Below are 22,132 nucleotides of genomic sequence, written 5' to 3' on the forward strand. Positions count from 1 at the left end.
GAAGCGCCCAGGCCGGGCGAGATTACTGCGTGCTGGCGGCCGTTGTCGACGTCTGCCCTGTTCCAGGTTCAAGCTGGAATACCACATCGACCTGATCGTCGAACTGAATAGTCGGCTGCTCGTAAGTTTCCTGCGCGGATACCGGCGCAGCATCTGCGGCTTTCATCATTCGCACCACCGGACTCGGCTGATAATTAGAGACATGGTAACGAACGCTGTAAACCGGCCCCAATTTGCTGTTAAAACCGGCTGCCAGCGCTTGCGCCTGATGAATCGCGTCATCAATGGCGGCTTTGCGGGCCTTGTCTTTATAGGCGTCCGGTTGCGCCACGCCCAGCGATACCGAACGAATCTCGTTCAGACCCGCCTTCAGCGCGCCGTCCAGCAGCGAATTGAGTTTATCTAACTGACGCAGCGTCACTTCAACGGTTCGCACCGCGCGATACCCTTTCAGAATGCTTTTACCGTTTTGGTAATCATAATCCGGCTGCGTGCGCAGATTCGCCGCGCTAATGTCTTTTTTCGCAATCTGATTTTGCTCAAGGAAGGAAAGATATTGCGCCACGCGCTCATCGGCCTGCTTCTTCGCCGTCGCCGCATCCTTCGCCGCGACGTTCACTTCAATCGCTAAGGTGGCGATATCAGGCACAGCATCGACGCTTGCCGTACCGGAAGTCACGATGTGCGGGCCTTCCGGCAATTCGCTTGCCTGCGCCGACATTGCACTTAAACCCACTAATGCCGCCAGGGCCATCACTTTGAACTTCACAGTCTCTCCTCCATATTGCAGTCATTGCCCTGATATACAGGGCGCATGCAGGCAAGCTTAGCGGATATCGGCCTGTTGTCCATCAGACAACGCTTAGTTGAAAAGCGCGTGCATATGCGCGACGCCTTCCCGCGCCAGTTGGAAGGCGATAAGCCACATCACCACCCCAACCAGAATGTTGATAATGCGTTGAGCTTTCGCCGTACGCAGTCGAGGCGCAAGCCAGGCCGCCAGTAGCGCTAACCCAAAAAACCATAAGAACGACGCGCTAATCGTGCCGAGAGCAAACCAGCGCTTTGGCTCCATAGCCAGTTGCCCGCCGAGACTGCCCAACACGACAAACGTATCCAGATAAACGTGCGGATTCAGCCACGTTACCGCCAGCATCGTAGCAATAATTTTCCAGCGCCCCTGCTTCATAACCTCGGCGCTGGCCAGCTCCAGATTACTGCTCATTGCCGTTTTCAGCGCGCCAAAACCGTACCATAACAAGAACGCGACCCCGCCCCATGTGACCAGCGCCAGCAGCCACGGCGACTGCATCAGCAACGCGCTGCCGCCAAAAATACCGGCGCTGATCAGGACTAAATCACTTAACGCGCAAAGCAGCGCTATCATGAGGTGGTACTGGCGACGAATTCCCTGATTCATCACAAACGCATTTTGCGGGCCTAGCGGAAGGATCATGGCGGCGCCAAGGGCAATCCCTTGAAAATAATAAGATATCACGTTAACTACCCTGAGCTGTTTTTCTTAAAGGCAGACTATAGCGCGGGAATATTATTAGCGGAAATTGATAATTTTAATCACTAATAAGAAAAGCTAATGAAGAGACTGAATAACGGATGGCGGCTACGCTTATCCGCTCAATAACCAGAGAATACTGGAGGCGGATAAGCGCAGCGCCGGCAGGCAGCGCGGGAGAAAAATTACTCCGCGGCGTTATCTTTCACACGTTTAAAATTGACGTCCATCTGCGGGTACGGGAAGCTAATACCAGCGGCGTCGAATTCACGTTTAATACGTTCCAGCACGTCCCAGTAGACATTTTGCAGGTCGCTGCTTTTACTCCAGACACGCACCACAAAATTAATTGATGAGGCGCCCAGCTCATTCAAACGTACCGTCATTTCGCGATCTTTTAAAATACGATCGTCGGACTCGATAATCGTCGTTAGCAGCTGTTTCACCTGATCGATATCCGAATCGTAGGCCACCCCAATAATGAATTCGTTACGGCGAACCGGCTCACGAGAATAGTTGATGATATTTCCCGCGATAATTTTGCCATTCGGAATCACAATAATTTTGCCGTCTACCGCGCGCATTGTCGTGGAAAAGATTTGCACGTTCAGTACCGTACCGGCAACGCCGCCCAAATCGACATACTCACCGGCGCGGAACGGACGGAACATAACCAGCAATACCCCAGCCGCAAGGTTAGAAAGCGATCCCTGTAATGCCAGGCCAACGGCTAAACCGGCGGCGCCCAGTACGGCAATAACCGAGGCGGTTTGAACCCCCACGCGACCCAGAGCCGCAATCAGCGTAAAAGCGATAACCCCATAGCGCACCAGCGCAGAAAGAAAGTCGGCCACTGTCGCATCAATATGACGCGCACGCATCAGACGATTTACCGTATTGGAGATCACGCGCGCTACAATCAACCCGATGATGATAATAGCGATAGCCGCAACAATATTCACAGCATAGCTGAGCAATAACGCCTGGTTGCGTACCAGCCAGGTGCCCGCACCATTTATGCTGTCGACAACATTCAAATCTTCCATTCAATATTCCTTGGTCATAGCAAAACAAGCAAATGAGATCATTCTCACGAAAAGAACTTTTTAAAGGTAAACAAAAACAGAGGAATATGCCATTTTTCGGCATCATCCCCAAAAAGGCAGGCACACTGTGAGTTGGCCGGATGAAAGCGTTAACGCCGCTCTCCGGAAATAACGATAAAAAAATGGCTTCCCGAGGGAAGCCATTTTAATCAACAGACTACATTACAGAACGTCAATCGCGTTCAGTTCTTTAAATGCTTTTTCCAGACGAGCGATCATCGAAGTCTGGCCAGCACGCAGCCATACGCGCGGGTCATAGTATTTCTTGTTCGGCTGATCTTCGCCTTTCGGGTTGCCCAGCTGGCCTTGCAGATACGCTTCGTTTTCTTTGTAGTAGTTCAGAACACCTTCCCAGGTTGCCCATTGGGTATCGGTATCGATGTTCATTTTCACTACGCCGTAGCTTACGGAGTCTTTGATTTCCTGAGCAGTAGAACCGGAACCGCCGTGGAAAACGAAGTTCAGGCTGTTGTGCGGCAGGTTGTGTTTCTTAGAAACATACTCCTGAGAATCACGCAGAATGGTCGGGGTCAGAACCACGTTACCCGGCTTGTAAACGCCGTGTACGTTACCGAAGGAAGCGGCAATGGTGAAACGCGGGCTGATTTTGCTCAGCTCAGTGTACGCGTAATCAACATCTTCCGGCTGGGTGTACAGGGCAGAAGCGTCCATGTGGCTGTTGTCCACGCCGTCTTCTTCGCCACCGGTGCAACCCAGTTCGATTTCCAGAGTCATGCCAATTTTGGACATGCGCGCCAGGTATTTGGAGCAGATTTCGATGTTTTCGTGCAGAGACTCTTCAGACAGGTCAATCATGTGAGAAGAGAACAGCGGTTTACCGGTAGCCGCGAAGTGTTTTTCACCCGCGTCCAGCAGACCGTCGATCCACGGCAGCAGTTTCTTGGCGCAGTGGTCAGTGTGCAGGATAACCGGAACGCCATAATGTTCAGCCATCTGATGAACGTGATGCGCGCCAGAGATAGCGCCCAGGATTGCCGCGCCCTGAGGTACGTCAGTTTTCACGCCTTTACCCGCGATGAAGGACGCGCCGCCGTTGGAGAACTGAACGATGACCGGTGCTTTAACTTTTGCAGCGGTTTCCAGAACAGCGTTGATGGAATCAGTGCCCACGCAGTTAACTGCCGGCAGAGCAAAATTGTTTTCTTTTGCTACCTGGAACACTTTCTGTACGTCATCACCAGTGATCACGCCTGGTTTTACGAAATCAAAAATTTTAGACATGTTTCGTTGTCCTGTATCGTCGGGCTTTGGGAAAAAACACGGGCCGCCCTGAATGTCAGATCGGCAATAAATCAACGGGCAGGAATCCCTGCCCGTAACGATTACTTCTTAGCGCGCTCTTCGAGCATCGCTACGGCTGGCAGAACTTTACCTTCCACGAATTCGAGGAATGCGCCGCCGCCAGTAGAAATGTAGGAAATTTTGTCAGCAATGCCGAACAGGTCGATTGCCGCCAGGGTGTCGCCGCCGCCAGCGATAGAAAACGCTTCGCTATCAGCGATGGCATTCGCCACGATTTCAGTCCCTTTACGGAAGTTCGGGAACTCAAACACGCCAACCGGGCCGTTCCACAGAATGGTTTTGGCATTCTTGAGGATTTCAGCCAGCTGCTGAGCGGAAGCATCGCCGATATCCAGGATCTGCTCGTCTTCTTTCACGTCGTTAACGGATTTCAGAGTCGCCGGTGCGGTTTCGGAGAACTCGGTGGCAACGCGAACATCGGTCGGAACCGGGATATCGCAGGTGGTCAGCAGACGTTTTGCTTCGTCAACCAGGTCAGCTTCGTACAGGGATTTACCGACGCTGTGGCCCTGAGCGGCAACGAAGGTATTGGCGATACCGCCGCCGACAATCAGCTGGTCAGCGATTTTAGACAGGGAATCCAGAACGGTCAGTTTGGTAGATACTTTAGAACCACCAACGATAGCCACCATCGGACGAGCCGGCTCTTTCAGCGCTTTACCCAGCGCATCCAGTTCAGCGGCCAGCAGCGGGCCTGCGCACGCGACGTCAGCAAATTTGCCGATACCGTGGGTAGAAGCCTGCGCGCGGTGCGCAGTACCAAAGGCGTCCATCACGAATACGTCACACAGGGCGGCATATTTTTTAGACAGCGCTTCGTCGTCTTTCTTTTCGCCTTTGTTAAAGCGAACGTTTTCCAGAACCACCAGCTCACCTTCGGCCACGTCAACGCCGTCCAGGTAATCTTTGACCAGGCGAACCGGGTTAGACAGTTTGTCTTTCAGGTAGTTAACAACCGGCAGCAGAGAGAATTCTTCGTTGTACTCGCCTTCGGTAGGACGACCCAGGTGGGAAGTTACCATCACTTTCGCGCCCTGTTTCAGAGCCAGTTCGATGGTCGGCAGAGAGGCGCGGATACGCGCGTCGCTGGTCACTTTCCCTTCTTTAACAGGTACGTTCAGATCCGCACGGATAAAAACGCGTTTCCCGGCCAGATCCAGATCGGTCATCTTAATTACAGACATGGTGAATCCTCTCAATGATGCTTAAAGTTTTGTCGACGCTGACGCGTCGAGCCTGAAACCAACTGCGGCCATCGCTAACGTGGTGTCGAGCATCCGGTTAGCAAAGCCCCATTCATTATCGCACCAGACCAGCGTCTTGATCAGGTGGGCGCCACTGACCCGGGTTTGCGTGCCATCAACAATGGCGCTGTGCGGGTCGTGGTTAAAATCTATCGAGACCAACGGTGATTCCGTATAGTCAACTATACCATGAAATGCACCTTGTGCTGCTTTTTGCAGCAACTGGTTGACTTCACTGGCTTTTACTGGTTTTTTCACCGTCACGCTTAAATCGATCGCCGTCACATTAATGGTTGGAACGCGCACGGCAATCGCCTCAAAACGATCGTTAAACTGCGGGAATATACGCGTAATGCCTGCCGCCAGTTTTGTATCTACCGGGATAATCGACTGGCTGGCCGCGCGCGTGCGCCGTAGATCGGAGTGATACGCGTCGATCACCTGCTGATCGTTCATCGCGGAGTGGATCGTCGTGACGGTACCAGACTCGATGCCGTAAGCATCATCCAACAATTTAATGACGGGGATTATGCAATTCGTGGTACAGGACGCGTTTGAGACAATACGATGTTCCGCACGCAGTTGATTCTGGTTCACGCCAAAAACGACGGTGGCGTCAAGATCGTTGCTGCCCGGATGAGAAAAGAGCACTTTCTTCGCGCCAGCGACAATATGCGCCTCGCCATGCTCCCGGTTGCCATATACGCCCGTACAATCCAACACGACATCCACGCCCAGTTCGCGCCACGGCAGATCCGCCAGCGTTCGTTCATGCAGAATACGAATGACATCGTCACCGACAAAAAGCTGCTCGCGCTCGTGGCGAACCTCCCATGCAAAACGCCCGTGGCTGGTATCGTATTTCAACAAATGCGCCATGCCTGCGGCATCCGCCAGCTCGTTGATGGCCACCACGGTAATTTCCGCCCGACGTCCGGATTCATACAAAGCACGAACCACGTTACGCCCGATGCGACCAAAGCCATTAATCGCTATGCGTACGGTCATAGGTCTCCTGCAAGGCTATCCCGATTCAGATGAGGCTGACAGAGTAATGCAGCTCATCGTCGAGTAAAACCTCACCTGTCGCAAACTGCGACTGATTGGTTAATTGTCGAACATTTAATTAACTGAAACGCTTCAGCTAGAATAAGCGAAACGGGGAATAAAAGGAATGTTTGTCCAGTCGAAGAAGACAGTTATCTGACCTGCATCACATTTCATGGCCGCTTACGCTGCAATTTATTCCATATTTAAGAATCACCAGTACATCCGTCAGATCTTTTCATCGTCGCGTCACAAATACTGATTTATATCAGAAAGCGCTGTCGCCAGCGTCTATATTATCAGCGCCACGTCCGAGTCTCGGAGTCCTGTAACGATGACTGTATCTCACCACAATGCCTCTACAGCGCGCTTTTACGCGCTTCGTCTGCTTCCCGGCCAGGAAGTGTTTTCCCAATTACACGCCTTTGTGCAACAGAACCAATTACATGCCGCCTGGATTGCAGGGTGTACCGGCAGTCTGACCGACGTTGCGCTGCGTTATGCCGGGCAAGAAGCGACCACATCGCTCACCGGCACGTTTGAAGTTATCTCGCTAAACGGCACGCTTGAATTGACCGGCGAGCATCTGCATCTCGCGGTATCAGATCCCTACGGGGCCATGCTCGGCGGCCATATGATGCCAGGGTGTACCGTGCGTACCACGCTGGAGCTGGTTATCGGCGAGCTGCCAGCGCTGACGTTCAGCCGTCAACCGTGCGCCATTTCCGGTTATGACGAACTGCATATTTCTTCCCGTTAATTGACGACTCTTTAAGAGGTACTTTATGGCGCGTCGCCCGTTTTCCAGCCAGTCTCTTGTGCTGATTGTCATCGCTATTGCCATCAATATGATTGGCGGACAGCTTATTAGCATGTTGAAGCTGCCTATTTTTCTCGACTCGATCGGCACCTTAATTAGTGCGGTACTGTTAGGGCCGTTCATCGGCATGTTGACTGGGCTTCTGACCAACTTGCTGTGGGGGCTGCTTACCGATCCTATCGCTGCCGCGTTTGCCCCGGTAGCGATGGTTATCGGTCTGGTCGCCGGGTGGCTGGCGCGCGCAGGCTGGTTTCGTACCCTGCCCAAAGTGATCGTCAGCGGGGTCGTCATTACGTTAGCGGTGACGCTGGTCGCCGTACCGCTTCGTACCGCGCTTTTTGGCGGCGTTACCGGTAGCGGCGCTGATTTATTCGTCGCCTGGATGCATTCAATGGGCCAAAACCTGGTGGAGTCGGTCGCGATTACCGTCATAGGCGCTAATCTGGTCGATAAAATTCTGACGGCGATCATCGTTTGGGTGCTGCTGCGTCAGCTACCGTTACGTACGACACGGCATTTTCCTGCGATGTCAGCCGTACGCTAAATGCATCCGTTTACCTCGTTAACCTTATGGGCGCTGGCGGCCTGCACCACGCTGCTACTCCCTGCGCAGACCGTGCTCCCGGTTTATAGCGCGGCGGCCTTTCTCTGTCTGCTGGCGCTGAAATCAACGCGGCGGCGGGCGAAGTATGTCGCCTGGCTGATGCTGTCTTTAGGGTTTGGGCTATGGCTGGTACATGGCGGTTGGCTAACGGAATGGATAAGCGGGCAGCCTCGCGATCCGCAGCGCTGGATATATGCCGTTACGCTATGGCTACGCCTGCTGGCGATCGTGTCGACGTCGCAGCTATGGATGCAGTATGTGCCGGTTCAGCGGTTTATTCGCGCCCTGTTCGCTTCACGTCTGCCCCCCGGCATCGCTTACCTGTTCGCTGGCCCTCTGCTGGTCGTCGAACAACTCAAACGACAACTGACGATCGTTCATGAAGCCCAGCGCGCACGCGGCGTACCGCTGGATGAAGGCTGGTATCAGCGGCTACGGGCAATGCCTGCGCTGATCGTGCCGCTTACGCAAAATGCGCTTAACGATCTGACAATACGCGGCGCGGCGTTGGATATGCGGGGGTTTCGGCTGCATCGCGCCCGAACCACGCTGTGGGCGCCGAAAGATAGCGTGTTACAACGGGTTGCGCGGTATGGCATGGTATTGCTAATACTGGCGGAAGCGGGAGTATGGATATGGTTACGTTAGAGCAGTTTCGTTATCTTCCGTCCGATGCGACACGCCCGCCGGCATGTTTTGATTTCCACTATTCAACACCCGGAATAGTGGCGATAGTCGGCGATAACGGCAGCGGAAAAAGTACGCTGGCGCAACTGATGGCTGGCTGGTATCCGGATTATCTCCCCGGTGATATTGACGGCACAGGCTTACTGCTTGGCGTCCCTATCGGGCGGCTCCCGCTGGTAGAACAGTCGCCCACCATCCAGTTGGTGCAGCAATCGCCATATTTACAGCTTTCCGGCTGTACCTTTAGCGTAGAGGAAGAGGTGGCGTTTGGCCCGGAGAATCTCGGCCTCCATGAAGCGGAAATTCTACGGCGCATTGACGAGGCGCTGACCCTGACAAACTGCCAGTCGTTACGCCATCGCCATCCCGGCACGCTCTCCGGCGGCGAAACGCAGCGGGTAGTGATTGCCAGCGCGCTTGCCATGCAGCCCAGGCTATTAGTTCTTGATGAAGCCTTCAGTCGGCTGACGTCAGCGGCCACCGGGACGCTGCTGGAACGGTTACAACAGTGGGCGCTGGAACGTCATTCTCTCATTGTGCTTTTTGAGCGTAATCATTTTCCTTTTCTGACGCGATGCCAGCGGGTATGGCAATTGCGTGACGGAGCGCTAACCCCATTATGTTGACGTTAAATCAGGTCGCTTATCGCTGGCCGAATGCCGCAGCTGACTGTCTGCACGCTATCTCGCTTGAACTTCAGGACGGCGAATGGCTGGCGTTGACCGGCGATAACGGCGCGGGAAAATCAACGCTGTTACGGATTATGTCCGGCCTGCTTTCCCCCACTTCCGGCTCGGTAACGCTTAATGGAGAGCCGATTTCGCAGCTTAAAAATCGTCAACGCGCCGCCGCTATCGGCGTACTCTTTCAGGAAGCGGAAAACCAGATTTTCCACAGCAATGTCGCGCAAGAGGTCGCTTTTGGGCTGAAACTACAACGCTTATCGGCGGAGGAAATTTCACGGCGCACGCAGGCCGCGCTGCGGTTATGTCAGCTAACGGACGTCGCCGAGGCGCACCCGCTCGATCTGCACGCCGCGCAGCGCCGGATGGTGGCGGTCGCCAGTCTGGAGGCGATGGCGCCGCCTGTGCTATTGCTGGATGAACCCAGCCGGGATTTTGACGCCCACTGGCTAACCATATTTGAACACTGGCTGGCGACATGCCGGGCACGGGGAACCAGCGTCGTGGCGATTAGCCATGACGCTGCGTTTACCCGGCGTCATTTTTCACGGGTGGTACGGCTGCATAATGGCGCGATAACGCCGCGTAACATCATTAAGGACACGCCATCCGATATTCGCCCGTAGAGGTCATTTCCAGCATGAGATCGGCTGGCAGGCTACTTTCCAGCACCCGGCGCACATTTGGGCCGTCGGTGCGTTCATAAAAGGTTTCCGCCTCCGCCTGTGATAATCCTCCCGCCAGTTTACGTCCAATCAACCGGGCGCGTAAGGTTTCCGCCGGGGCGCGAATAAATAATGAGAAATCGCAAAACTCCGCTAATGCGCGCCATCTGTCGTCATCCCGCAGGAGCCAGTTTCCTTCCACAATCACGATCGGCGCCGTGACCATAACAGCGTGTTCCACCGGGTCGTGCCACTGTCGGTCGTACTGCGGCCAGGTCGCTTCGCCAGCCCGCACCAGACGCAGATTTTCCGCCAGCTTATCAACGTCAAAGGTTTCCGGCGCGCCTTTACAGGCACGTAAATGATGCGCCTCCAGCCAGCGGTTATAGTAATGAAAGCCATCCATGGGAAGCGTTTGAATTTCCGGCAGGCCAGCATCCTGACGAGAGAGATATTCCCAGAAGGTGGTCAGCGTGGATTTGCCTGTGCCGGGCGGCGCGCTAAGAAAAACGATGGTACGGCGCTCAGGTTTAGCGGCATGTATTTTAGCCAGTTGTTGCAGTAAGGGCTTGTGAACCTTCTCTATTTCATCATCATGATAATGTGCTTCAACGTGCAGCCCATTAACCGTTAATGCGATTTTCACGGCGTTAATTCCTTTAAAATTGTCGTTACCGCCAGCGCCATCGCCGTTTTGACCATACCGGTAAAACGCACCTCAGACCACGCGGCGAAGTCGGCAAACTTCATCGACTCCAGCGCGCCATATAAGGGCGCATTACGGGTAATACAGTTAACGTTACTGATGAAGTCCCAGGTAATGTCGTCGGCAAAACCGGGAATCGCGTCCTGTTCATGCAGGTACTGATAAAACTGAGAAAAATGGGTGATGTCAGCGTAGAGCCATTTATCCATTTTCCCCAGCGCATAAATCAGACGTAATGCAACGTCGATATCGTCAAGCGGCCCGCTTTGAGCGAGTAACGGCTTCACTGCATATTCCACAATTTCTTCATCATTATCGACAAACAGCGACGGCAGAAAGCGCTTAATGCCCTGGAGCAAAATGTTATGTGCCGTCGTCATAAACGAAAGTAAATTATTTTGAGCATCCAGTTGCTCAAGCACATCGTCTTCTGTCAGCGTCGTCATTTGTGTCCCGATATACTCATCGTCTTTCAAGCTACAGGTGGGCGTGGACTTGCCACCGTCCTTCATCCTGAAAAGCCCAGAGTATATACCCTAAATAATTCGAGTTGCAGACAAGCGGCAAGAGAGAGAACCACCAGGAGCTTACATGAGTAAGTGACTGGTGTGAACGCGCGTCGCCAACGTACTTGCAACGTGAAGAATGACGGGGATAAGTCACCATGAATGCAGAGAGTCTATAATATTACACGTTCGATCTGCGCTACCAATCAGTAAAGTTTGCGTGCGCACACCGTTCGCAACCCGTTGGATCCCGTTAACCAGATCGCCGCCCGTAACGCCCGTCGCGCTAAAGAGAATGTCGTTACCGGCAGCCAGTTCGTCAAGGGAGTAGACGCGGTTAACCGCAACGCCCATTTCTTCGCAGCGTTGACGCTCCTGTTGCGCCACCAGGCGGTTGTCAGCGTTGTCCCCTTTCGCTTCACAAAAGTCGAGCAGCTCCGCCTGCATATCACCGCCCAGCGCTTTTACCGCACAGGCGGAAATTACGCCTTCAGGCGCGCCGCCAATGGTATACATCAGATCATAAGGGTTATCCTGCAAACAGGTCAGGACGCTGGCCGCTACATCACCATCGGGGAGAGCGAATACCTTAACCCCAAGTTGCGTCGCCTGTGTAATGGCCGGTTTCAGCCGCGGTTTATCTAACGTGACCATACGCAGATCCTCCAGCGGCTTATTTAGCGCCCTGGCGACATTTCGCAGATTATCGGTTAACGATAACGCCAGATTGATCACGCCTTTCGCCTGCCGATTTACAACCAGCTTTTTCATATACATATCGGGCGCATGTAACAAGCTGCCCCGGGGCGCAAACGCCATGACGGCCAGCGCATTACTTTGTCCCATGGCGACCATTCGGGTGCCTTCTATAGGATCGACGGCGATATCCACCTCCGGCCCCTCGCCGTTACCCACCTCCTCGCCAATCCACAGCATGGGCGCATGATCGATTTCCCCCTCGCCGATGACGATCCGCCCACGGATGGCGATATCATTCAATGCCTGTCGCATCGCGGTAACAGCCAGCCCATCAATTCTGTTCTTATCGCCGCATCCCGTTTGCGGCCAGGCAGCCAGTGCTGCCTGCTCCGTAATGCGAAATAGCGGCCATGCCAGAGACATCATGCCGCCTCCCCGATATCCACGCCAAATTGCGCCAGCAGGTATCTTTCCGCTTTTTCGTTCCAGATGCCGTGCGTCTCTTCAACCAGACGCGCCAGCTCCCTGAACAACGGATCCGTTTTTCCTTTTTCGGCGAAATCAGTAATCGCCGTCAGCGGCATGGTGACGCCGTTATAGATAAGCTTCTTACCGCCGGGAATATCCGGCAGGTTGAGTACGGTGTCCGGTACTGCATCCAGCCCACCAATATGCGTCACCATGAATGAAGGCTGAAGCTGTCCTGTTGCGCTTAACGTAATAGCCTCTTTCATATCCTCCGTGGAGCCGCCGGATGTCCCTACGACATGGGTACTGTTGTAATGCACATTGTAGAAATTAAACGGTACCTTGAACTGGCTATCTGTCGGCCCGGCAAAGAAATTCAGGCAACCGTCTTCGGCGAGAAGATCGTCAGCCATTTCAACGATGGACGGAACGGCGGCATAAACAAAGACATCATCAAATCCTGCGCCATCGGTTAATGTCCGAAGTTGCGCAGCAGGATCAGCCATGCCCGCGGTATTCACATAGATAAGCTCAATGCCCTTCTCAGCGGCCTGTTTGACCGGCAGCAGTTTTTTAGCCTGCGCCAGGCGGGCTTCATCGATATCGACCACCACAACTCGCGCCGGCTGGATCCCGCCGTTAATGGCATAATCAATCGCACCAATGCCCATCGGTCCGGCACAGGCCAGGAGCGCGATATTACCGCCGGGTTTGACTCCCATCCGATGTTCATAAACATAAGGTGTTGTATGGTAATTGGCGTTATAAGCGCCAATAATGCAGCACATCGGTTCCGCCAGCGATGCCGCGGCAAAATATGAGCCGTGATACGGTAAAACACAGCCCAGATTAATCGCTACTTCCGGGATTATCATGTACGTGGCGTTACCACCAAAATATTCGTAACTGTAGCCAGCAGAATAACCGCTCGGCAGGCCCATCGCCGGTTGTAAAACAAAACGCTGTCCTTTTTTATATTTATCAGTCAGATTTTTTCCTACTTCGACGATAATTCCAGCACATTCATGCCCCGTAATGACTGGATGATTTTCCAGATCATCTGGCACTCGTTTATGTTCACTGCCTAATAAAGCGGCTTTCCAGGTAGAGAGACATACGCTGTCGGAAATTACGCTTACGAGCAGTTCATTCTCCGTAATGTCGGGTAATTCAAACTCACGGATACGGACATCCCGCTTGCCATATATAGCAGCTACTTTCGTTTTCATATTTACTCCAGAAACCTGAAATATTAATTCGATGTCAAATGGTTAAATAAATCATCAAGGCACGGATCGCCAATATAGTTTTTAATAAGTATTAAGGGCTTATCGCTGACTCGCTTAACACGTCCTTCAAGGCTGGCGTGGGTAACGATAATATCGGCATCATCCGGTACATTTTCGATAGCGTAATGTTTAACGTCGATAGTCAGGCCCGCCTTTTCCAGACGTCGGCGGAACGTTGTGGCGCCCATTGCGCTGGAGCCCATCCCCGCATCGCAGACAAAGGCGATACGTTTCACGTCGCGATATGAAAATTTGCCTTCTTGCTTCATGGCTTTCACCGCTTTAGCGGAATCACTAAAAGTATCTTCGCTGTCGGCTTCGCTACTTTTTTCCATTTTCAAAATGAAAGCGGTGATAATAAAGGTCACTGCCGTTCCCGCCGTTACGCCAGCAATCGTAGCAAGGAAAGAACCTTTCGGCGTCAGCGCCAGGTAAGCGAAAATTGACCCCGGGCTTGGCCCTGCAACCAGGCCGCCATCCAACAGGTTAAACACCCATGTTCCGCTCATCCCGCCGGCAATCATGGCGATGAGTGTTAATGGCTTCATCAGCACATAGGGGAAATAGAGCTCATGAATCCCCCCGAGGAAATGGATAATCATGGCGCCAGGCGCAGATTTCTTTGCCATTCCTTTGCCGAATAGCGTAAAGGCAAGCAGCAAACCTAAGCCAGGCCCCGGGTTAGAGGCCACCATAAAGAAAATGGACTTTCCGGTTTCCGACGCCTGTTGCATTCCCAACGGATAATAAACGCCCTGATCGATGGCATTGTTCAAAAAGAGGATTTTTGCCGGTTCATTGATTAAAGACAGCAGCGGCAGATAGCCCGCATGTACCAATGATTCAATACACTCCTTCACAAAGTTATTGGCAATAAGTACCGCCGGACCAATCACTTCAAAACCCAGCAGGCACAAAATCATCCCGGCGATACCCAGCGAGAAGTTATTAATCACCATCTCAAAACCGGCGGGAATCCGCTTTTCCAGCAACCGATCAATATATTTAATGACCAGACCGCCGAGAGGCCCCATAATCATTGAGCCAAGAAACATGGGGATATCAGCGCCGATGATAACGCCAATGGTGCCAATTCCCCCCATCACGGCGCCACGCTTTCCACCGACCAGATGTCCACCGGTAGAACCAATCATCACCGGCAGTAAATAAGTAATCATCGGGCCGACAATTTTGGCGAAATGCTCATTTGGCATCCACCCGGTTGGAATAAATAATGCAGTGATAAAACCCCAGGCAATAAAAGCGCCGATATTGGGAATGACCATCGCGGTCAAAAATCCCCCAAAAGCCTGGACCTTTGCACGAGCAGACTTGTGTTCCATATTAATATCCTGTAAAGGAGAGAATAATTATGCGCGAGCTATAATATCCGCCAGCTCTTTTTCTGATTTCGCAGCTAATAACGCCGCTAAAACATCCTCTTCACATAATAGTTCGCTTAACGCCTGAATAGCGCCAATATGTGAATCTGAATCTGCTGCTGACAGGCCGATTAATAATTTTATGCCGTCATCCTCGTCGGTAAACTGCACATCCTGCCTGAGCAATGTTAATGACATCCCGGTTTTTAACGCGCCGCATTCGGGGCGAGCATGAGGCATCGCGACACCAGGTGCCAGAATATAGTAAGGACCATTACTGATTGTTGAATCTTTGATAGCCTGAATATAATTTTCATTTATATAACGATTAGCCAAAAGAGATGACATGGAAAAATCAACAGCTTCCTGCCAATTTTGTGCCAATGGCCTTATTGTAATAGATGCTTCAGGAAAATAATCTATTAACCGCATAAACTATCCTTATTTTATTTTTAGGGTACAACTTGTCGTTAAAAATAAAATACGCGGGCGGCAAAATGAAATCAATCCAGGCGAAAAAGCGAGCGCTTAAAATGACATGATTATAATTTATCTATAAAACAACCTGTTATAATTATAAAAATAAAAAGCAAGCTTCATTTTGTGATGTTAATTGCAAATTCAATAAATAATAAAATATCAAAATTGTGATAAAAATCACAAATAAAGCCTTGTTAGCAATAAAATAAATGTATCTAAAAAAACGGGTCGCCGAAGCGACCCGTTTCATGCCGTATTAAGGATTACAGCAGCGCTTTCGCTTTGGCGATCACGTTGTCCACCGTGAAGCCAAACTCTTCAAACAGCAGCTCTGCCGGGGCGGATTCACCGAAGGTGGTCATCCCGACAATAGCGCCGTTCAGGCCGACGTATTTGAACCAGTAGTCAGCGATACCCGCTTCAATCGCCACACGCGCAGAGACCGCCTTCGGCAGCACGGATTCACGGTAAGCCGCATCCTGTTTGTCGAACGCGTCGGTGGACGGCATGGAAACCACGCGCACCTTCACGCCTTCGGCAGTCAGTTTTTCGTAAGCGGCAACCGCCAGCTCAACTTCTGAACCGGTCGCAATGAAGATAATCTGCGGCTGGCCCGCACAATCTTTCAGTACGTAACCACCGCGGGCGATATTCGCCAGTTGCTCTTCAGTACGTTCCTGCTGCGCCAGGTTCTGACGGGAGAGGATCAGCGCGGTTGGGCCATCCTGACGCTCTACGCCATATTTCCACGCCACTGCGGATTCCACCTGGTCACACGGACGCCATGTGGACATGTTCGGCGTTACGCGCAGGCTTGCCACCTGCTCGACCGGCTGGTGCGTCGGGCCATCTTCGCCCAGACCGATGGAGTCGTGGGTGTACACCATCACCTGACGTTGTTTCATCAGCGCTGCCATACGCACTGCGTTACGGGCATATTCGACGAACATCAGGAAGGTGGAGGTGTACGGCAGGAAACCGCCGTGCAGGGCGATACCGTTGGCGATAGCGGTCATACCGAATTCACGCACACCGTAGTGAATATAGTTACCCGCTGCGTCTTCGTTGATAGCCTTAGAACCGGACCACAGGGTCAGGTTAGACGGTGCCAGGTCTGCAGAGCCGCCGAGGAATTCCGGCAACAGCGGACCGAAGGCTTCGATGGCATTCTGGGACGCTTTGCGGCTGGCGATTTTCGCCGGGTTAGCCTGCAGTTTAGCGATGAATTCATTCGCTTTCGCATCGAAGTCAGCCGGCATGTCGCCTTTCATACGACGGGTGAATTCAGCAGCTTCCTGCGGGAAGGCTTTCTCATAAGCCGCGAATTTCTCGTTCCATGCGGATTCTTTCGCCTGGCCGGCTTCTTTCGCATCCCACTGGGCGTAGATTTCAGACGGGATTTCGAACGGCGCGTATTTCCAGCCCAACTGTTCGCGGGTCAGCGCGATTTCCGCGTCGCCCAGCGGCGCGCCGTGGGAATCGTGGGTACCCTGTTTGTTCGGCGAACCGAAACCGATGATGGTTTTGCACATCAGCAGGGACGGTTTGTCAGTCACGGCGCGAGCTTCTTCCGTGGCGCGTTTAATGGCGTCGGCATCATGACCGTCAATGCCACGGATAACATGCCAGCCGTAGGCTTCAAAACGTTTCGCGGTGTCATCGGTGAACCAGCCTTCAACATGACCGTCGATAGAGATACCGTTGTCATCATAGAACGCGATCAGTTTGCCCAGTTTCAGAGTACCAGCCAGAGAGCACACTTCGTGAGAAATGCCTTCCATCATGCAGCCGTCGCCCATAAAGACGTAGGTGAAGTGGTCAACGATGTCGTGGCCAGGACGGTTAAACTGCGCCGCCAGAGTTTTCTCGGCAATCGCCATCCCGACGGCGTTGGCAATACCCTGACCCAGCGGGCCAGTAGTGGTTTCAACACCAGCGGTGTAGCCCACTTCCGGGTGACCAGGGGTTTTTGAATGTAGCTGACGGAAATTCTGCAGTTCGGACATCGGCAGGTCATAGCCGGTGAGGTGCAGCAGGCTGTAAATCAGCATTGAGCCGTGGCCATTGGACAGCACAAAGCGGTCACGGTCGGCCCAGGACGGGTTGGTCGGGTTGTGGTTCAGGAAATCACGCCACAGGACTTCGGCAATGTCAGCCATACCCATCGGGGCACCCGGGTGACCGGATTTGGCTTTCTGTACTGCGTCCATGCTCAGCGCACGAATAGCATTGGCAAGCTCTTTACGTGAGGACATTTTGACTCCAGATCGGATGTTGAAAGGCCATGCCCGTAACGACTTGACGACAGCGCGTTTTGGGCTACGCCGGAAAATTTGCCAACAATTTACCCCAAGCCGCGCGTCATGTACATGGAACATCCTTTTACCGCTTCAGAAATCTCCGGATCGTGCTCGCATGTTGCGCAATTAGCTAACTTGCCTGCCATGCTTTTCTTTATACTTAACCCAGGCGCTAATTCATCTGCAACGGGCGCATTTCAAAATAATATTAATTCGTATGGAAGAGAAAAATGAAAATTCGCGCTTTACTGCTTGCTTTGGGCATGGCGACGGTGCTGACCGGTTGCCAGAATATGGACTCTAATGGACTGCTTTCTTCGGGCGCTGAAGCTTTTCAGGCCTATACGTTAAGCGATGCGCAGGTAAAAGCGCTGAGCGATCAATCCTGTCAAGAGCTCGACAGCAAAGCGAAAATCGCGCCGGCGAGCAGCGAATACGCTAAACGACTGACAAAAATTGCCGCCGCGCTGGGGGATAACATTAACGGCCAGCCGGTGAACTATAAGGTTTACGAGACGAAAGACGTCAACGCGTTTGCCATGGCGAACGGTTGTATCCGCGTCTACAGCGGACTGATGGATATGATGACCGACAACGAAGTTGAAGCCGTGATCGGCCATGAAATGGGCCATGTCGCGCTGGGTCATGTAAAGAAAGGGATGCAGGTCGCGCTGGGCACTAACGCCGTGCGCGTCGCGGCGGCATCGGCAGGAGGAGTTGTCGGCAGCCTGTCGCAATCACAGCTTGGCGATCTTGGCGAAAAACTGGTGAACTCGCAGTTCTCTCAGCGTCAGGAGTCCGAAGCGGATGATTATTCTTACGATCTGTTGCGCAAACGCGGTATCAGTCCGGCAGGACTCGCTACCAGCTTTGAGAAACTGGCAAAACTGGAAGCGGGTCGTCAAAGCTCAATGTTCGACGATCACCCGGCGTCCGCCGCACGCGCACAGCATGTGCGCGATCGTATGAGCGCGGACGGGATCAAATAACCCCCGAACAGTGCCGGATGGCGGCGTGAACGCCTTATCTGGCCTACAAGCATCAATCAGCTGTAGGCCGGATAAGCGCAGTGCCATCCGGCAAAACAACTTACTCGCCCTTCTTCGCCGCCTGGATATAGAGCATTTCTAATGCCAGCGTCGCGGCCGCCAGAGCGGTGATCTCTGAATGATCGTAAGCCGGCGCGACTTCCACTACATCCATACCGACAATGTTCAGATCTTTCAGACCGCGTACCAGCTTAATGGCGCGATCGGAGGTCAAACCACCGATCACCGGCGTACCTGTGCCAGGCGCAAACGCCGGGTCCAAACAGTCGATATCAAAGGTCAGATAGACCGGCATATCGCCGACGATCTGTTTCACCTGAGCGAGAATATCATCCACGCCGCGATCGTTGACCTGGCAGGCATCCAGCACGGTAAAGCCATTGTCTTTGTCAAACTCAGTGCGAATACCGATCTGTACCGAATGATGCGGATCGATCAGGCCTTCTTTCGGCGCGGTGTAGAACATCGTGCCGTGATCGAATTCGCAGCCGTTAGCGTAGGTATCGGTATGCGCGTCAAAATGTACCAGCGCCATTTTGCCAAAATGTTTCGCGTGGGCGCGCAGCAGCGGCAGCGTGACGAAGTGGTCGCCGCCGAAAGAGAGCATACGCTTGCCTGCAGACAGCAGTTTTTCAGCGTGCGCCTGTAATTTTTCGCTCATTTCACGGGCATCGCCAAACGCATACACTAAATCGCCGCAGTCTACGACGTTCAGGCGCTCGCGCATGTCAAAATTCCACGGGAAACGGTGATGTTCCCAGGCGAGGTTGGTCGACACCTGACGGATCGCCGCCGGGCCATGACGACCGCCAGCGCGACCGGACGTTGCCATATCAAACGGTACGCCAGTGATCACCCAGTCGGCATCGCTGTCATACGGCTGGAAGTTCATTGGCAGACGTAAAAAACCAAACGCATTAGAAACCAGTGAGTTATCGTACTGATGACCTAAGGTGCTCATGTCCTGACCTCTTTTAGAGTCGTTGCATTAAAACAGATGAAAAAAAATCCCCTCCGCGTCGTTAAACCCGACGAGGAAGGGATTGATTTGTAAATCGCTATTGCGGCGAATTATCGCCGTTAATTCATACGGGTTCAAGTGAGTATAGCATTCTGCCGGGTGGCGGCTTTACCTTATCCAGCCTGCATTCGTAGGCCCGGTAAGCGCAGCGCCACCGGGCATCAACGGCTACTCATCTTCAAGATAAGTATAACCGTACAGTCCCGCTTCAAATTCCTCAAGGAACTGCTGCTGCAACGCATCGTCCAGATCCGTCTGTTTTACCTGGTCGCGGAAATGCGTTAACAGCGTTTTCGGATCCAGTTGCACATATTGCAGCATATCCGCAACGGTATCGCCTTCGTCCGACAGCTCAACCTCGACGCTACCATCCGGGAAAACAAACACATCAACCGCTTCAGTATCGCCAAACAGGTTGTGCATGTTACCGAGGATCTCCTGATAAGCGCCGACCATAAAGAAGCCGAGCATCGGCGGATTCTCTGGATCGTATTCCGGCATCGGCATCGTCGTGGCGATACCGTCGCCATCGATATAGTGGTCAATAGCGCCATCGGAATCACAAGTAATATCCAGCAGCACGGCACGACGTTCCGGTACCTGATCTAACCCTTCCAGCGGCAGTACCGGGAAGAGCTGATCGATTCCCCACGCGTCCGGCATTGACTGGAACAGCGAGAAGTTGACGTACATTTTGTCCGCCATCCGCTCTTGCAGTTCGTCGATAATCGGACGATGCGCACGGTTTTGCGGGTCCAGTTGCTTCTGCACTTCATGGCACATGCTGAGATAAAGTTGCTCCGCCCAGGCGCGCTCCTGCAAACTAAACGCGCCGGAAGAGTAGCCGATATGAATATCGTGCAGATCCATTTGGCTATCATGCAGCCATTCACGCAGCGAGCGGCGAGTGCCTGGCTTATGCATCTCCTGCCAGGTTTCCCAGAGATTTTGCAGCGCGCGCGGCGCATCTTCAGCAGGGGCAGTCGGATCCGTGTATTCGTTACGCTCCACGCCGATAATGTTAGAGACCAGTACCGTATGGTGCGCAGTGACGGCGCGGCCAGACTCGGTAATCACCGTCGGATGCGGTAAACCATGCTCTTCGCAGGCATCGCCAATCGCCCAGATGATGTTATTGGCATATTCGTTCAGGCCATAGTTCACCGAACAGTCGGACTGCGAGCGGGTACCTTCATAATCCACGCCCAGACCGCCGCCCACGTCGAAGCACTGGATATTCACGCCCAGCTTATGCAGCTCAACATAGAAACGCGCGGACTCGCGCACGCCGGTCGCGATATCGCGAATGTTCGCCATCTGCGATCCCAGGTGGAAGTGCAACAGTTGCAGACTGTCCAGACGCCCGGCGTCACGCAGGGTCTCCACCAGTTGCAGCACCTGGGTCGCCGCCAGGCCGAATTTTGATTTTTCGCCGCCGGAAGATTGCCACTTACCGGATCCCTGAGAGGCCAGACGCGCACGCACGCCCAGGCGAGGAACCACGTTCAGGCGCTCGGCTTCTTCCAGCACAATCGCGATTTCAGACATCTTTTCGATGACCAGATAAACCTTATGGCCCATCTTCTCGCCAATCAGCGCCAGCCGAATGTATTCACGGTCTTTATAACCATTACAGACGATCACGCTACGGGTCATGCCGGCATGCGCCAGCACCGCCATCAATTCCGCTTTTGACCCCGCTTCCAGCCCCAACGGTTCACCGGAATGGATAAGGGACTCGATCACGCGGCGATGCTGATTGACCTTAATCGGGTAAACGAGGAAGTAGTCGCCGTTATAACCGTAAGATTCACGCGCACGCTTAAACGCCGCGTTAATTGAACGCAAACGGTGTTGCAGGATCTGCGGGAAGCAAAACAGCGCCGGCAGACGCTGACCTTGCGCTTCGCGCGCTTTCACCAGTTTGGCAAGATCGACACGCGCTTCCGGTACGTCGGGATCGGGGCATACGCTAATATGGCCCAGCTCGTTGACGTCGTAGTAGTTATTGCCCCACCAGGCAATATTGTAAGTGCGCAGCATCTTGCTGGCTTCCTGGGAGCTCATTGCAACCTCCTGCATGGAGCGTAGTACACCCTGTTCGCCTGCTGACGAAGGCGAACCCATAGACATGTCGTCAGACATAGCGAACCTCAATTTTTATTAGCAAGTGTAAAACAGTTGACTACTATCGCAATCCGAAGACGCGATAACAACCCATAGACAAGCGGATTTTCCAGCAGATAGCGCTGATGCTCCGCCTGCGCGACCGGTTTCTTTTTCATATCATTGTAAACACGTAACCGAACTCACAGATAACGGTTCGGCGAAACCACGAGAAAACTCTTGCGTTAACAAGAGCGCCCTTGTTCAGTCTTCAGCGCCATTGCCGGCTCTGGAATCCTGAGAAGCGCCGAGATGGGTATAACATCGGCAGGTATGCAAAGCAGAGATGCAGATTGCGGGGGACATGCGCGCACCAGAACGATGCGACAGATTCAGCAGAATACAACGGTTCATTATCTCGTATCACCTCCACG

The 22,132-nt window shown here is 53.1% G+C and carries 23 protein-coding genes; 6 read left to right on the forward strand and 17 right to left on the reverse strand.

Annotated elements, in window-relative coordinates; translation table 11 throughout:
• Positions 1-22 precede the first annotated feature (22 nt).
• The 6 genes from ACLJRH_RS09585 to epd all read right to left on the reverse strand — a co-directional run bounded on the left by ACLJRH_RS09585 (position 23) and on the right by epd (position 6,194).
• Positions 23-769 (reverse strand): oxidative stress defense protein, encoded by a 747-nt coding sequence (locus ACLJRH_RS09585; protein ID WP_000669854.1) that lies wholly within the window; start codon positions 767-769, stop codon positions 23-25.
• A 93-nt stretch (positions 770-862) separates the two neighbouring features.
• Complete coding sequence (gene argO / locus ACLJRH_RS09590) at positions 863-1,498, reverse strand: arginine exporter ArgO (protein ID WP_023136676.1); 636 nt, start codon at positions 1,496-1,498, stop codon at positions 863-865.
• Positions 1,499-1,698: 200 nt separating this feature from the next.
• Positions 1,699-2,559, reverse strand: a complete 861-nt coding sequence (locus tag ACLJRH_RS09595; protein WP_000389833.1) for a small-conductance mechanosensitive channel MscS — start codon at positions 2,557-2,559, stop codon at positions 1,699-1,701.
• Positions 2,560-2,781: 222 nt separating this feature from the next.
• Positions 2,782-3,861 carry a class II fructose-bisphosphate aldolase gene (gene fbaA / locus ACLJRH_RS09600; protein ID WP_000034387.1) on the reverse strand — a complete coding sequence of 360 codons (1,080 nt, stop codon included), beginning with the start codon at positions 3,859-3,861 and terminating at the stop codon, positions 2,782-2,784.
• 101 nt (positions 3,862-3,962) lie between these two features.
• Entirely contained in the window at positions 3,963-5,126 is a 1,164-nt protein-coding gene (gene pgk, locus ACLJRH_RS09605) for a phosphoglycerate kinase (protein ID WP_000111274.1), read from the reverse strand.
• Positions 5,127-5,147: 21 nt separating this feature from the next.
• A complete protein-coding gene (gene epd / locus ACLJRH_RS09610) occupies positions 5,148-6,194 on the reverse strand; it encodes an erythrose-4-phosphate dehydrogenase (protein WP_023136677.1) in 1,047 nt (348 codons plus the stop codon).
• 373 nt (positions 6,195-6,567) lie between these two features.
• Between epd and ACLJRH_RS09615 the strand changes: the two genes are divergently transcribed.
• From ACLJRH_RS09615 to ACLJRH_RS09635, 5 genes are read left to right on the forward strand one after another with little or no spacing between them, the layout of a single operon-like run.
• Complete coding sequence (locus ACLJRH_RS09615; RefSeq protein WP_000218564.1) at positions 6,568-6,993, forward strand: PPC domain-containing DNA-binding protein; 426 nt, start codon at positions 6,568-6,570, stop codon at positions 6,991-6,993.
• A gap of 25 nt (positions 6,994-7,018) precedes the next feature.
• Positions 7,019-7,597, forward strand: coding sequence for an ECF transporter S component (locus ACLJRH_RS09620; protein WP_000124001.1), 579 nt, complete (start codon positions 7,019-7,021; stop codon positions 7,595-7,597).
• Complete coding sequence (locus tag ACLJRH_RS09625) at positions 7,598-8,305, forward strand: energy-coupling factor transporter transmembrane component T (protein ID WP_000553264.1); 708 nt, start codon at positions 7,598-7,600, stop codon at positions 8,303-8,305.
• Positions 8,293-8,970, forward strand: coding sequence for an ABC transporter ATP-binding protein (locus ACLJRH_RS09630; protein ID WP_001517914.1), 678 nt, complete (start codon positions 8,293-8,295; stop codon positions 8,968-8,970). The genes ACLJRH_RS09625 and ACLJRH_RS09630 overlap by 13 nt, the downstream gene beginning before the upstream one ends.
• Positions 8,964-9,653 (forward strand): energy-coupling factor ABC transporter ATP-binding protein, encoded by a 690-nt coding sequence (locus ACLJRH_RS09635; protein WP_023136678.1) that lies wholly within the window; start codon positions 8,964-8,966, stop codon positions 9,651-9,653. The genes ACLJRH_RS09630 and ACLJRH_RS09635 overlap by 7 nt, the downstream gene beginning before the upstream one ends.
• Here ACLJRH_RS09635 and ACLJRH_RS09640 read toward each other — a convergent pair.
• The 7 genes from ACLJRH_RS09640 to tkt form a co-directional block, all read right to left on the reverse strand.
• Positions 9,622-10,338, reverse strand: coding sequence for a nucleoside/nucleotide kinase family protein (locus ACLJRH_RS09640; protein WP_023136679.1), 717 nt, complete (start codon positions 10,336-10,338; stop codon positions 9,622-9,624). The two genes, ACLJRH_RS09635 and ACLJRH_RS09640, sit on opposite strands and share 32 nt — an antisense overlap.
• Positions 10,335-10,844 carry an MltR family transcriptional regulator gene (locus tag ACLJRH_RS09645; protein ID WP_000209974.1) on the reverse strand — a complete coding sequence of 170 codons (510 nt, stop codon included), beginning with the start codon at positions 10,842-10,844 and terminating at the stop codon, positions 10,335-10,337. The genes ACLJRH_RS09640 and ACLJRH_RS09645 overlap by 4 nt, the downstream gene beginning before the upstream one ends.
• A gap of 213 nt (positions 10,845-11,057) precedes the next feature.
• Positions 11,058-12,029, reverse strand: coding sequence for a class II fructose-bisphosphatase (gene glpX, locus ACLJRH_RS09650; RefSeq protein ID WP_001519647.1), 972 nt, complete (start codon positions 12,027-12,029; stop codon positions 11,058-11,060).
• Positions 12,026-13,300 (reverse strand): zinc-binding dehydrogenase, encoded by a 1,275-nt coding sequence (locus tag ACLJRH_RS09655; RefSeq protein ID WP_000853168.1) that lies wholly within the window; start codon positions 13,298-13,300, stop codon positions 12,026-12,028. The genes glpX and ACLJRH_RS09655 overlap by 4 nt, the downstream gene beginning before the upstream one ends.
• Positions 13,301-13,323: 23 nt before the next feature.
• Positions 13,324-14,703, reverse strand: a complete 1,380-nt coding sequence (locus tag ACLJRH_RS09660) for a PTS mannitol transporter subunit IICB (protein WP_000400411.1) — start codon at positions 14,701-14,703, stop codon at positions 13,324-13,326.
• A 27-nt stretch (positions 14,704-14,730) separates the two neighbouring features.
• Positions 14,731-15,174: a PTS mannitol transporter subunit IIA gene (gene cmtB, locus ACLJRH_RS09665; protein ID WP_001518319.1), complete on the reverse strand. Its 444-nt coding sequence runs from the start codon at positions 15,172-15,174 to the stop codon at positions 14,731-14,733.
• Positions 15,175-15,485: 311 nt separating this feature from the next.
• Positions 15,486-17,477 carry a transketolase gene (gene tkt / locus ACLJRH_RS09670; protein ID WP_023136680.1) on the reverse strand — a complete coding sequence of 664 codons (1,992 nt, stop codon included), beginning with the start codon at positions 17,475-17,477 and terminating at the stop codon, positions 15,486-15,488.
• Positions 17,478-17,752: 275 nt separating this feature from the next.
• On the opposite strand from tkt, the gene ACLJRH_RS09675 reads away from it, so the two are divergent.
• Positions 17,753-18,511, forward strand: coding sequence for a M48 family metallopeptidase (locus ACLJRH_RS09675; protein ID WP_000701825.1), 759 nt, complete (start codon positions 17,753-17,755; stop codon positions 18,509-18,511).
• A gap of 100 nt (positions 18,512-18,611) precedes the next feature.
• Here ACLJRH_RS09675 and speB read toward each other — a convergent pair whose 3' ends face one another.
• From speB to ACLJRH_RS09695, 4 genes are all read right to left on the reverse strand, one after another.
• Positions 18,612-19,532 (reverse strand): agmatinase, encoded by a 921-nt coding sequence (speB, locus tag ACLJRH_RS09680; protein ID WP_000105549.1) that lies wholly within the window; start codon positions 19,530-19,532, stop codon positions 18,612-18,614.
• 228 nt (positions 19,533-19,760) lie between these two features.
• Positions 19,761-21,737: a biosynthetic arginine decarboxylase gene (gene speA, locus ACLJRH_RS09685; RefSeq protein ID WP_001278580.1), complete on the reverse strand. Its 1,977-nt coding sequence runs from the start codon at positions 21,735-21,737 to the stop codon at positions 19,761-19,763.
• Between the two features lie 8 nt (positions 21,738-21,745).
• Positions 21,746-21,877 (reverse strand): acid stress response protein YqgB, encoded by a 132-nt coding sequence (yqgB, locus tag ACLJRH_RS09690; protein ID WP_000729109.1) that lies wholly within the window; start codon positions 21,875-21,877, stop codon positions 21,746-21,748.
• Positions 21,878-21,962: 85 nt separating this feature from the next.
• On the reverse strand, positions 21,963-22,112 hold the full coding sequence (locus tag ACLJRH_RS09695; RefSeq protein WP_001751809.1) for a hypothetical protein: 150 nt from the start codon (positions 22,110-22,112) through the stop codon (positions 21,963-21,965).
• Between the last annotated feature and the right edge of the window lie 20 nt (positions 22,113-22,132).

The sequence above is a fragment of the Salmonella sp. SAL04162 genome (assembly GCF_046551535.1).
In the GTDB taxonomy this organism is placed as follows: Bacteria; Pseudomonadota; Gammaproteobacteria; order Enterobacterales; family Enterobacteriaceae; genus Salmonella; species Salmonella enterica.

What these genes read in the sequence shown, in the direction of transcription:
- ACLJRH_RS09595 (WP_000389833.1), bottom strand. Translation starts at nt 2,559, where the DNA reads ATGGAAGATTTGAATGTTGTCGACAGCATAAATGGTGCGGGCACCTGG.
- fbaA (WP_000034387.1), bottom strand. Translation starts at nt 3,861, where the DNA reads ATGTCTAAAATTTTTGATTTCGTAAAACCAGGCGTGATCACTGGTGAT.
- pgk (WP_000111274.1), bottom strand. Translation starts at nt 5,126, where the DNA reads ATGTCTGTAATTAAGATGACCGATCTGGATCTGGCCGGGAAACGCGTT.
- epd (WP_023136677.1), bottom strand. Translation starts at nt 6,194, where the DNA reads ATGACCGTACGCATAGCGATTAATGGCTTTGGTCGCATCGGGCGTAAC.
- ACLJRH_RS09615 (WP_000218564.1), top strand. Translation starts at nt 6,568, where the DNA reads ATGACTGTATCTCACCACAATGCCTCTACAGCGCGCTTTTACGCGCTT.
- ACLJRH_RS09620 (WP_000124001.1), top strand. Translation starts at nt 7,019, where the DNA reads ATGGCGCGTCGCCCGTTTTCCAGCCAGTCTCTTGTGCTGATTGTCATC.
- ACLJRH_RS09625 (WP_000553264.1), top strand. Translation starts at nt 7,598, where the DNA reads ATGCATCCGTTTACCTCGTTAACCTTATGGGCGCTGGCGGCCTGCACC.
- ACLJRH_RS09630 (WP_001517914.1), top strand. Translation starts at nt 8,293, where the DNA reads ATGGTTACGTTAGAGCAGTTTCGTTATCTTCCGTCCGATGCGACACGC.
- ACLJRH_RS09635 (WP_023136678.1), top strand. Translation starts at nt 8,964, where the DNA reads ATGTTGACGTTAAATCAGGTCGCTTATCGCTGGCCGAATGCCGCAGCT.
- ACLJRH_RS09645 (WP_000209974.1), bottom strand. Translation starts at nt 10,844, where the DNA reads ATGACGACGCTGACAGAAGACGATGTGCTTGAGCAACTGGATGCTCAA.
- glpX (WP_001519647.1), bottom strand. Translation starts at nt 12,029, where the DNA reads ATGATGTCTCTGGCATGGCCGCTATTTCGCATTACGGAGCAGGCAGCA.
- ACLJRH_RS09655 (WP_000853168.1), bottom strand. Translation starts at nt 13,300, where the DNA reads ATGAAAACGAAAGTAGCTGCTATATATGGCAAGCGGGATGTCCGTATC.
- ACLJRH_RS09660 (WP_000400411.1), bottom strand. Translation starts at nt 14,703, where the DNA reads ATGGAACACAAGTCTGCTCGTGCAAAGGTCCAGGCTTTTGGGGGATTT.
- cmtB (WP_001518319.1), bottom strand. Translation starts at nt 15,174, where the DNA reads ATGCGGTTAATAGATTATTTTCCTGAAGCATCTATTACAATAAGGCCA.
- tkt (WP_023136680.1), bottom strand. Translation starts at nt 17,477, where the DNA reads ATGTCCTCACGTAAAGAGCTTGCCAATGCTATTCGTGCGCTGAGCATG.
- ACLJRH_RS09675 (WP_000701825.1), top strand. Translation starts at nt 17,753, where the DNA reads ATGAAAATTCGCGCTTTACTGCTTGCTTTGGGCATGGCGACGGTGCTG.
- speB (WP_000105549.1), bottom strand. Translation starts at nt 19,532, where the DNA reads ATGAGCACCTTAGGTCATCAGTACGATAACTCACTGGTTTCTAATGCG.
- speA (WP_001278580.1), bottom strand. Translation starts at nt 21,737, where the DNA reads ATGTCTGACGACATGTCTATGGGTTCGCCTTCGTCAGCAGGCGAACAG.
- yqgB (WP_000729109.1), bottom strand. Translation starts at nt 21,877, where the DNA reads ATGAAAAAGAAACCGGTCGCGCAGGCGGAGCATCAGCGCTATCTGCTG.
- ACLJRH_RS09695 (WP_001751809.1), bottom strand. Translation starts at nt 22,112, where the DNA reads ATGAACCGTTGTATTCTGCTGAATCTGTCGCATCGTTCTGGTGCGCGC.